Raw genomic sequence first — 10,045 nt, 5'->3', positions numbered from 1 at the left:
CCCCGCTTCATGTTCGTATTGAGGAGAAATGGGGATGGCGGGTCGCCTCCGACACCCCCTCCGGTTCGCTACGCTCACCTACGGGGGTGTCGCCACTTCTCTCCTGCTTCATCCGACAACTACTCTGACACAGGGGGCTGGAAAGCGGGATTAAGCTACTGAGCCATCAGCTATCAGCTATCAGCTATCCGCCCATCCACCATCCAGCATCCAGTATCCAGTATCCACCATCCAGCATCCAGTATCCAGTATCCAGCATCCAGACCTACTTGCCCGCCCCGCAACACTTCTTGTATTTTTTGCCGCTCCCGCAGGGACAGGGGTCGTTCCGCCCGACCTTTTTTTCGCTGCGCCGGATAGTGACCGGACCTGCACCCTCATCTCCATGACTCAGGTTCAATGGCCTTTTTTTCGGCCTGGGCACCTGTTCAGGTCTCTGTCTCACAATCTGCACCCTGAAGAGCATGCTGAGGGTCTCTTCCCGGATCTGATCCATCAGCTCTCCGAACAGGGCAAACCCCTCTTTCTGGTATTCCTTGAGCGGGTCGAGCTGCCCGTATCCCCGGAGACCGACACCCTCTTTCATATGATCCATGGCCTGCAAGTGGGCCACCCACTTATCGTCGATGATCTGGAGGATGATATAGCGTTCAAGCTGCTCCAATTCTTCTTTTCCGAACAGTTTTTCCCTCTCCTCATAGACGGTTCTGACCTGCTCGCGGACCATGTCGGGGAGATCATCCGCCTTGAGCGCATCAAAGGCCTCCTCTCCGATATCTTCGGGTCCTGCCTTTAATTGGAAACCGAACAACCGCGAGACAACCCCTTTGAGTTCCTTGATGTTCCAATCCTCGGGGTGGGCTTCGGGATCGATCCACTGATCCACCAGCCCATCCACCTTCTCATCGATCATATCCTGGATGATTTCACCGATCCGACTCCCCTCCAGGATATCTCTTCTTAAGGAATAGATGATCTCCCGGTGTTTGTTCATCACGTCGTCATACTCAAGGAGATGTTTCCGCATGTCAAAATTACGGGCTTCCACCTTTTTCTGGGCGTTTTCAATTCCGCGGGAGATCAGACTGTGTTCAATCGGCTCGCCTTCTTCCATCCCCAGTCGTTCCATGATAGAGGAAATCCTGTCAGACCCGAAGATCCTGAGGAGATCATCTTCGAGGGAAAGGTAGAACCGGGAGGTGCCGGGATCTCCCTGCCTCCCTGATCGGCCCCTGAGCTGGTTGTCCACCCGCCGGCTCTCATGCCGTTCGGTCCCCAGGATGTGAAGTCCGCCCAATTCGCGAACGCCCTCTCCCAGAACAATATCGGTCCCCCGGCCGGCCATGTTGGTGGAGATGGTTACGGTCTTCTGCTGACCCGCGTTTGCGATAATCTCAGCCTCCTTCTGATGATGTTTGGCATTCAGCACGGAATGCGGGACATCGGTCCGCTTGAGCATCTTGCTCAGCATCTCGGACTTTTCCACGGAGATCGTGCCCACCAGGACCGGCTGTCCCTTTTCATAAAGCGCCCGGATCTCGTCCGCAGCGGCCCTGAATTTTTCCCGCTCGGTCTTGTAGATTACATCCGGGAAATCGATGCGGATCATCTTCTTGTTGGTCGGGATGACCACCACATCCAGCTTGTAGATATTGTTGAATTCAGCCGCCTCGGTATCCGCCGTCCCGGTCATCCCGGCCAGTTTTTCATACATGCGGAAGAAATTCTGGAAGGTCACCGTCGCCAGGGTCTGGTTTTCCCCGGCCACCTTGACGCCCTCTTTGGCCTCCACGGCCTGGTGCAGACCGTCGCTCCAGCGTCTACCCGGCATGAGACGGCCGGTAAATTCATCGACGATCATGATCTCACCGTCTTTGATGACGTAATGCACATCCTTCTCAAACAGCCAGTAGGCCTTGATCAGCTGCTGCGTGGCGTGGATCAGCTCGGACGTCTTCATGTACTGCTCTTCAAGTGCCCTCAGACGCTCCTCCTTATCAGCCTTGCTCAGTTGGGGATCATTCCGGACATTGTGGCTTTCGTCGTCCAGATCAGGGAGCATAAACTCGCCCAGCCCGCCTTTTGAGAGGAGGTCCAGCCCCTTTTCAGTGAGTTCCACTGCGTTGCTTCGCTCGTCGATGGTGCAGTAGAGATCCTGATCCAGGTCGGGCAGCACCTTCTGGGATCTCAGCATGCTCTCAGTCCTGTCGATCTGTTTTTTCAGCGCCTGGTTCTTGGCCACGATGTCCAGGAATACGGGATTCTTGGGATCCCCCCTCTTGATCTGCAGGAGGGTTTCGATCGTCTTCTCTCCTGCGTCCCCCGCATCCAGAGACTGGCGCACGTCATTCAGAAGAGAGCGGATGATCGTGTTCTGCTTCTTTCTCAGATTGATGGTCAGGGGTTTGACTTCCTCGTAGATCCTGTTTTCGCTGTGTTCGACCGGCCCGCTGATGATCAAAGGGGTCCGGGCCTCATCAATCAGGATGCTGTCCACCTCATCCACAATGGCATAATGGAACCCTCTCTGGACAAAATCCGCATAATCAAACTTCATGTTGTCACGGAGGTAGTCGAATCCGAATTCATTATTGGTGCCATAGGTGATATCGCAGGCATAGGCCGCTTTCCGCTCCCTGTCATCCATGCCATGGACAACCACCCCCACTGAAAGCCCCAGGGCCTTGTAGATGGCCCCCATCCACTCTGCATCTCGTTGGGCCAGGTAATCATTAACGGTCACCAGATGGGCGCCCTTTCCTGTCAGGGCATTGAGGTAGAGGGGAAGCGTCGCAGCCAGGGTTTTGCCCTCGCCGGTCTTCATTTCGGCGATCTTACCCTGGTGCAACACAATCCCGCCGATGAGTTGCACATCAAAGTGTCTCATCCCGAGGGTCCTTACAGAGGCCTCTCTCACAGCGGAAAATGCTTCAGGAAGGATGTCGTCCAGGGCTTCCCCCCGCAAAAGCCGCTCCTTGAATTCAGCTGTTTTTTGAGGAAACTGTTCGTCGGACAGGGCCTGAAAATCCGCTTCCAGTTGATTGATCTGATCCACCATCGGGGTCAGTTTTTTGAGTTCCCGTTCATTTTTACTGCCGAAAATATTCTTTATGATTTTTCCAAGCATGATCATCTCATTAAGAAAGTGGGAAAGTTGAAATTCTGAGCGCTACCGTCTGCGCTGAGGTGTTAGGACAATTCGTAACACCTGTCCCGGATAACCGATGGAACCGAAAATTCGAAGCTTAATTTCAAAATATAAGACCTTTTTCATGACAATCAAAAAAGATGGCCTATAGATCGTCGTTCCGGTCCGGGTATGCGTCTTCTGGTTTCCAAGAGGCTATTTAATCAACATTATATAAGGACCTGCCTATGGCGGATAACCCCGGGGATTAGAGTCTTTGTCTGTAATCCCGCCTTGCGGGACAACGTGCGAAGAAGTTTGCCCGTGGGGGTCTCTGCTTCCCGCCCAGGAGGCGGGACAAAAACCGAATACAGCTCCTGGGGACGGCAGCAGGGCTTTACAATACAGTCTGTTCCAGCCCCAAATACAGCGTTTCATGGGACGGTATGTCCTTGCTGCCTTTCCGTAAACATTATTCGGAGCCCGGGGGCGGCCGCCGAACGATACGACCGCATTTTATTGCAGCTCTTGGGCAGAGACCCCCACGGGCGTCCAGAACGCTTCCGGGACTTGGGTGAAACCTGTTGGGTTGCGGCTGTTAGGCCACCTTACGAATTCAGAGATTGAATAACAGCCATCCGCCGTGCAATCCTCATGAATGCCCGGTTATGCATTAAAAAACTTTGTAACAAAAAAATCAAGGAGTTCGGTTTCGCCACGGATCTGATTTTGCGGGAAATACTGACGATTCAGAAAAGGATGGAGATTCCGGCGGTCTATCTGAGGACATAACGGATGGGATTCACCGCAACACCATTCAGGTGCACCTCATAATGGAGATGGGGTCCGGTTGTCTTGCCGGAGGTGCCGACCAGGCCTATGGTTTCACCCCGCTTCACGCGCTGGCCTTTTTTTACAATGGACTTGTTGAGGTGGGCATATCTGGTCTCAAAGCCATGGCCGTGCTTTATGAGGACCACCCGGCCGTATCCCCGATCCCAGCCGGTGAAAGACACAACACCGTCAGCACTGGCAACTATCGGAGATCCTGCCCGTGTCGAGACGTCAATCCCTTTGTGAAATTCCTTCACTCCGGTAAATGGCGAACTCCGGTATCCGAAGCTGGAACTCAACCATCCCTTTACGGGCCAGATGGAAGGTTTAGAGGCCAGAAGTATTTTCTGATTTTCCAGGAACTTCAGAAGGCCGGTCTTGTCCTCCTTGCTCGACTCGATATCGCTGTCGAGATTGTCCAGGGATCGATGCATGGCCCGCACGAGATCCCGGTTCACCTTGGTCACGGTAATCTTTGGATCAAGCAGACTTGGATCCGAGCCTCCGACGCCTCTGAATTGCTCATCCCCTTCGACCGCTTCCAGGTTCACCATCTCCTTGAGCGTATGGTCAGCCTTTCTCAGTTCGGCCATTTCCTGGGTAAACCGATCTATTTTACGGGCCATATGAAGGAGCTGCTCCTTCTGAAGCGCATTTTCCTTCTGCAGTTCCGCCAGGCGCGGGATCTTATGGCTGATTTTGGAATAGGCGTGGAGGGTTAAGAAGAACCCTATTACAGAGAGGCTGAAAAGCATAACCAGCCATACCAGGAGAAGACCGGAAACCCTGAGCTGTTTCACCCTGCCTGCGCCGTCAGGCACCATGAATAGTGTGATCTTTTTTGAAGCCAAAATCGCTCGATCCAGGAAAGAACAGAAGATAATAGCCAAATGACGAATATCAGTTAACACACGGTCTTCCATGTGTCAACGCAATTTAATCCATAAAATCACAATTTTTTTCTATAGCGCTGAACGGCTTTGCCGCAGGCAAGGCTTGAGATCGCGGCGGCTTGCTGATAACATGGCATCCAACCGCCAACGGTTTACCGGGGTGTTTACCCTTTCATCCAGCCCGAAAGCCGGAAACCCTGAGGAAAACCGTAAGTTTGGACGCTTGGTTCTTGATGCCCTGGAACCACTTACACGGATGTCTCCATGGAAAAATCCAGGAAAGTAGCTCTCATCAGCCTCGGTTGCGCCAAAAACATGGTCGACAGCGAGCATATGCTCGGCATGCTCCAGGCAAACGGGTTTACACTGGTATCCGGGGTGGATGAGGCCGAATTTGTGGTCATCAATACCTGCGGGTTTCTGGAGTCCGCCGTGGAAGAGGCCATCGACACCATTCTGGAAACTGCGCGTCTCAAGAAAAAAGGGCGACTAAGGAGACTGGTGGTGGCCGGTTGCTTTGTGCAACGCTACGGCTATAAATTGGCGAGGGAGATCCCTGAGGTGGATGGGTGGCTGGGAACAGGAGAGATCTCCCGTGTGGCAGAGATCCTCGGCAGAGAGGCGATGGCGTCCCAGCCGTTTTTTATCTGCCGCCCCGCCTTCCTGGCCGACCATCATGTCCCCAGAGTGCAGACGACCCCCTTTTACACCGCTTATCTCAAGATCGCAGAAGGATGCTCTCACCGATGCACATATTGCATCATCCCAAAATTGAGAGGTCCTTTCAGGAGCCGACAGCTGACATCTCTGGTCCGGGAGGCCGAGGAGATGGCCGGCAGGGGCGTCAAGGAGATCAATCTGATTGCGCAGGATACCAGCCTATACGGGAAAGATCTGTACGGCGAACCCCGGCTTAACGAATTACTGGAGAGATTGGTCCGGATAAACGGCATCCGGTGGATCCGGCTGTTATACCTTCACCCGAATCGGGTATCGGAGTCCCTGCTGGACATCATGGATAGGGAGGAGAGCATCTGTCCCTACCTGGATATCCCGCTTCAGCATGTGAATCAACATCTCCTGGCAGCCATGGGACGCGATCCTCACAAGGAGACACCGGAAGAATTGATTGAAAGGATCAGGGGTAGAAAGCGGGACATCAGCATTCGAACGACCCTGATGGTGGGGTTTCCAGGCGAAACAGAAGAGATGTTCGATCAGCTCTGTGGTTTTGTGACAACAGCCGAACTGGACTATTTGGGGGTATTCGCCTTCAGCCCTGAGAAGGGGGCACACGCCACCCGGCTTCAACCGGCGGTTGACCGTGATACGGCTCAAAAAAGGGCGGCCCGGATCATGAACATTCAGGCGGAAATTTCAAAAAAATTAAACACTCGAAAGGTCGGTGGGATTTTTCCTGTACTGATTGAAGGCCCCAGCCCCGAAACCGACCTGTTGCTGGCCGGAAGGACGGAGACAATGGCCCCGGACGTGGATACAGGCGTCCTTATCAATGAAGGGGAGGGTATCATCGGGGAGATCATGCCTGTTCGGATTACAGAAGCGCATACCTACGATCTCGTGGGAAAAATCCTCTAATTTTTCGAGATCATACGAAAACGCCCGGCAAAAAGTGCGACCTTTGCGCTTCCCATGCAGAAGGAAGATTCAGCATGGGGGAAGCCTCGCCGCACAGGTCGGAAAAGTATGCCCCGGGGATGTGCGGGTCTGAAGGTCCGGGAGGGCCTGAATTAGGTTGTAAATTTTTTTTTAGTACATTATCGTCTGGGAGAAGAGAACCGACGCCCCCATTGGAATAATGACATGATGGGAGACCGGGATCATGGGGTTTTCGGGGGCGCGTTTGTCCGATTCCGGATTCACCATCCCGGCTGATTTGCGAGACGACCGGCCTATAGAAAGGAAGATTTCTTTTAATATCATGCAGTCGGATACACCAAAGGGAGTACCGTTTAAGCGTCACTTTGACATCATCAACAGGGAATTGTATGAGGTATTGAAGTCCCGCGTGCCCCTGATTGAAGATATGGGCAAACACACGCTCCTGGGAGACGGCAAGAGGCTCAGGCCCCTCATGTTTGTGCTTTCATGCAATCTCTGCAATTATCACCGAGAAGATATCTACCGGCTCTCAACGATTTTCGAATATATCCATACTGCTTCCCTGCTCCATGATGATGTGCTGGATAACGCTGAGATCAGGAGAAAAAGGCCTTCGGCAAACCAGGTCTGGGGCAATCATGCCGCGGTCCTGGAAGGGGATTTTCTCTACTCCAAGGCCTTGTCCATCGGCGTCCGGGTCAACAACATGCCCTTTCTGACGAGACTCACAGAGACTACTCTGCGTATGACCGAAGGCCAGATCCTGGAATTTGTGCACACCAATGATTGGAACCTCAATAAAGAGCAATACATGGAGATTATCACCGCCAAGACCGCCATCCTCATATCAGCGGCCTGCGCCTGCGGGGCCATCATTTCAGTGGCTGAGACAAAAAAGGAGGAATCCCTGGCACAATTCGGGCTCAATGCAGGCATCGCCTTTCAACTCATAGACGATCTCCTGGACTACACCTCTTCGGAAAGGGTTTTTGGCAAGCCGGTGGGAAAAGACTTGCGGGAAGGGAAGATGACCCTGCCGCTTATCTATACCCTGTCGCAGATCGAAGCAAGTGAAAAGAAGCGGGTTAAAGCCCTTCTCACAAACCCTGGAACGACCGATGACGATTACCAGGATATCATTGATCTGGTGAGGAGAAACGGGGCACTGGATCGTGTCCAACAAGAGGCCCAGGGATTTGTGGACCATGCTGCAGACTGCCTCAAGATATTCCCTGATTCTGAGACAAAGAGGGAGTTGATACGCCTAAGTCAGCATATTATAGACAGAGAGCATTGAGGGATTCGGGAATCGAGGAATTGAGGAATTGGAGAATTGGAGAATTCGCTATCCCGGTTTATGCAGGTTCTCAGATCTACACCCGGAGCGGCAACAAGTCTTCTCCCAGTATTAACTCTCCCTTGTAGGTCCTGCGGCACTGGGCCGCCACGTCCGTGCGCAGGCATTCCGGATAGAAGTGAGTCAGAACCAGGCGCTCGACACCTGCCAGGGTGGCCATGCGTCCGGCCAGAGAAGGGGTCAGATGTCCTTCACATCCCTCATTGTCCGGGAAAGAAGATTCCAGGATCAACAGATCAGCCCCTCGGGCCAGTTCCACCACCGCGTCGCAGAACCCGGTGTCTCCTGAATAGACCATGGCCTTTCCCGTCCGATCCTGGACCCGATAGGCCAGACTGTGGGGGGTGTGATCCGTGGGCGATGTGATCACCGTGAAGTTTCCATAGCCTTTTCGGCTGTTTCTCCCGGTGTCAAGCGCTTCAATTCCCATGACCTCAGGGGGAAGGTCCAGCCAGCCGGGGTAGGCGGCCTGAAGATCGGCGATCAGTCTTGCAATGCCGGGAGGCCCCGCAACCTTGAAGGGCCGTCTTCTCCGGAGCACAGCGGGGTTCCTTGATGCAAAAAGGAGATGGACCAGGTCTCCGGTATGATCCGGATGAAAGTGTGTCACAAATACATGTTCGATCTGTTCGTAGTTGATGCCGGCCCTCGTCAGTTGACGCAGGGTTCCTGGTCCCAAGTCAAACAGGACCGGTTTCCCATCGATCACCACCACAATGGCGGGGGAGCCCCTGTCGTTAAGTGGGATGGCGGTCCCTGAGCCGAGAATGATCGCCTTCATGCATGCCCTCCCATCCCCTCTTGAGTCGTTCTTTTCCCTTTCTGATGAGGTGTTATCCCTCCCTGAGGGTGCCGATAATCTCCTCGATGCCCGATATTCCATGACTCCGGCAGAAGTCCCTTAATCCCTCGATGATATTGACAGATGCCTGTGGCTGGACGAAGTTGGCAGTTCCCACCTGGATGGCCCGGGCCCCTGCGATGAGGAACTCGAGGGCATCCCGATGGTCCATGATCCCCCCCACGCCGATGACAGGGATGCGGACCGCCTTGACCACCTGGCGGACCATAAAAAGGGCCACCGGCCGGATAGCCGGTCCGGACAGCCCCCCGGAGAGGTTGGCCAGTCTGGGGACGCGCTTTTCAATATCAACGGCCATGCCGGTAAGGGTGTTGATCAGGGTCAGGGCATCCGCGCCCGCATCTTCCACGGCCAGAGGCGGATTCCCCTCCCTGGGGGAGAGGGAAACCCCTTTGACCACGATCCCGCCCAACCGGTTCAAATCCATCAGGGGGGAAAATTCCCGGCCGTACCCGAAGGTCCCGGATGCGGTCAGCACAGGATTTTTTAACTCCAGAGACCCGATGCGGACCCGTAAATCAGGATGGATCTCCATTTAGAGCGCCCCCCAATCCAGATCAGTGGCGTCAAACACCGGTCCATCCTGACATACATGCCGGTAGGCCCGATCCTGTCCGGGCGCCGCCTTCACCGCACACCCCTGACATGCCCCCAGCCCGCAGGCCATCAATGCCTCCAAAGAGACCTGGCAGGAGATTTTCCTGTCACGGGTCACTGCCATAACCGCCTTCAACATCGGGAGCGGACCGCATGCAAAGACCATCCCGGGATCCCCGCTCAGACCGGTCATTGCCTTTTCCAGAAGCTCCGTCACAAGGCCGTGATGTCCGGCCGAGCCATCGTCCGTGGCGATCGATATCGCCATGCCCGACAGGCCCAGTTCATCGACCCCGACAATCTGATCAGCAGAACCAAACCCGGCAAAAAAAGTAAAACTTTCCGGCGGCATCCATCGAGACAGGAACAGGAGCGGGGCAATCCCAATGCCCCCGGCCACCAGAATGGTGCCTTGTCCTGCGAGGGGACGTGCAAACCCCCTTCCCAAAGGGCCCAGGACCTGCAGCCGTTCACCTTTTCTCGCATCCGACATGATCCGGGTTCCACGGCCCACCACCCGGTAGAGGATAAGTACCAGGTCGTCCACGGCATCACAGATGGAAAAAGGCCTCCTTAAAAGCGGGTCCATGCCCTGGCCCACCCGGAGCATGACGAACTGCCCGGGTCGGGCCTCCGCCGCAATCTCGGGGGACCGCACCCCCATCAAAAAGGCGCCCGCGGCGACCTGTTTGTTGAATATAATTTCCGTATCCTGTTCAATCACAATTTCGCAGGCCTTCCCTTCGGCCACA

At 54.4% G+C, this 10,045-nt stretch carries 7 protein-coding genes; 2 read left to right on the top strand and 5 right to left on the bottom strand.

Going from position 1 to position 10,045, the window contains the following annotated elements; all coding sequences use genetic code 11:
* Positions 1-265 precede the first annotated feature (265 nt).
* Entirely contained in the window at positions 266-3,127 is a 2,862-nt protein-coding gene (secA, locus tag K9N21_20790) for a preprotein translocase subunit SecA (GenBank protein MCF8146351.1), read from the bottom strand.
* Positions 3,128-3,903: 776 nt separating this feature from the next.
* Entirely contained in the window at positions 3,904-4,812 is a 909-nt protein-coding gene (locus K9N21_20785) for a M23 family metallopeptidase (protein MCF8146350.1), read from the bottom strand.
* Positions 4,813-5,118: 306 nt separating this feature from the next.
* On the opposite strand from K9N21_20785, the gene rimO reads away from it, so the two are divergent.
* A complete protein-coding gene (rimO, locus tag K9N21_20780; GenBank protein ID MCF8146349.1) occupies positions 5,119-6,453 on the top strand; it encodes a 30S ribosomal protein S12 methylthiotransferase RimO in 1,335 nt (444 codons plus the stop codon).
* A 244-nt stretch (positions 6,454-6,697) separates the two neighbouring features.
* Complete coding sequence (locus K9N21_20775; GenBank protein MCF8146348.1) at positions 6,698-7,774, top strand: polyprenyl synthetase family protein; 1,077 nt, start codon at positions 6,698-6,700, stop codon at positions 7,772-7,774.
* Between the two features lie 76 nt (positions 7,775-7,850).
* On the opposite strand, the gene K9N21_20770 is transcribed toward K9N21_20775, so the two are convergent.
* The 3 genes from K9N21_20770 to K9N21_20760 are packed head-to-tail and all read right to left on the bottom strand — an operon-like array spanning position 7,851 to position 10,044.
* Positions 7,851-8,615, bottom strand: coding sequence for a ribonuclease Z (locus K9N21_20770; GenBank protein ID MCF8146347.1), 765 nt, complete (start codon positions 8,613-8,615; stop codon positions 7,851-7,853).
* Positions 8,616-8,667: 52 nt separating this feature from the next.
* Positions 8,668-9,231: a nitronate monooxygenase gene (locus tag K9N21_20765; GenBank protein MCF8146346.1), complete on the bottom strand. Its 564-nt coding sequence runs from the start codon at positions 9,229-9,231 to the stop codon at positions 8,668-8,670.
* A complete protein-coding gene (locus tag K9N21_20760) occupies positions 9,232-10,044 on the bottom strand; it encodes a dihydroorotate dehydrogenase electron transfer subunit (protein ID MCF8146345.1) in 813 nt (270 codons plus the stop codon). It lies immediately after the preceding gene.
* Between the last annotated feature and the right edge of the window lies 1 nt (position 10,045).

It is taken from the genome of Deltaproteobacteria bacterium (genome assembly GCA_021737785.1).
In the GTDB taxonomy this organism is placed as follows: domain Bacteria; phylum Desulfobacterota; class DSM-4660; order Desulfatiglandales; family Desulfatiglandaceae; genus AUK324.
Note: the sequence above shows the minus strand (reverse complement) of the source record. Positions and strands in the feature narration are given on the sequence as shown.

Coding starts and splice junctions, on each gene's coding strand:
- K9N21_20775 (MCF8146348.1), top strand. CDS start 6,698: ATGGGGTTTTCGGGGGCGCGTTTGTCCGATTCCGGATTCACCATCCCG.
- K9N21_20770 (MCF8146347.1), bottom strand. CDS start 8,615: ATGAAGGCGATCATTCTCGGCTCAGGGACCGCCATCCCACTTAACGAC.
- K9N21_20765 (MCF8146346.1), bottom strand. CDS start 9,231: ATGGAGATCCATCCTGATTTACGGGTCCGCATCGGGTCTCTGGAGTTA.
- rimO (MCF8146349.1), top strand. CDS start 5,119: ATGGAAAAATCCAGGAAAGTAGCTCTCATCAGCCTCGGTTGCGCCAAA.
- secA (MCF8146351.1), bottom strand. CDS start 3,127: ATGCTTGGAAAAATCATAAAGAATATTTTCGGCAGTAAAAATGAACGG.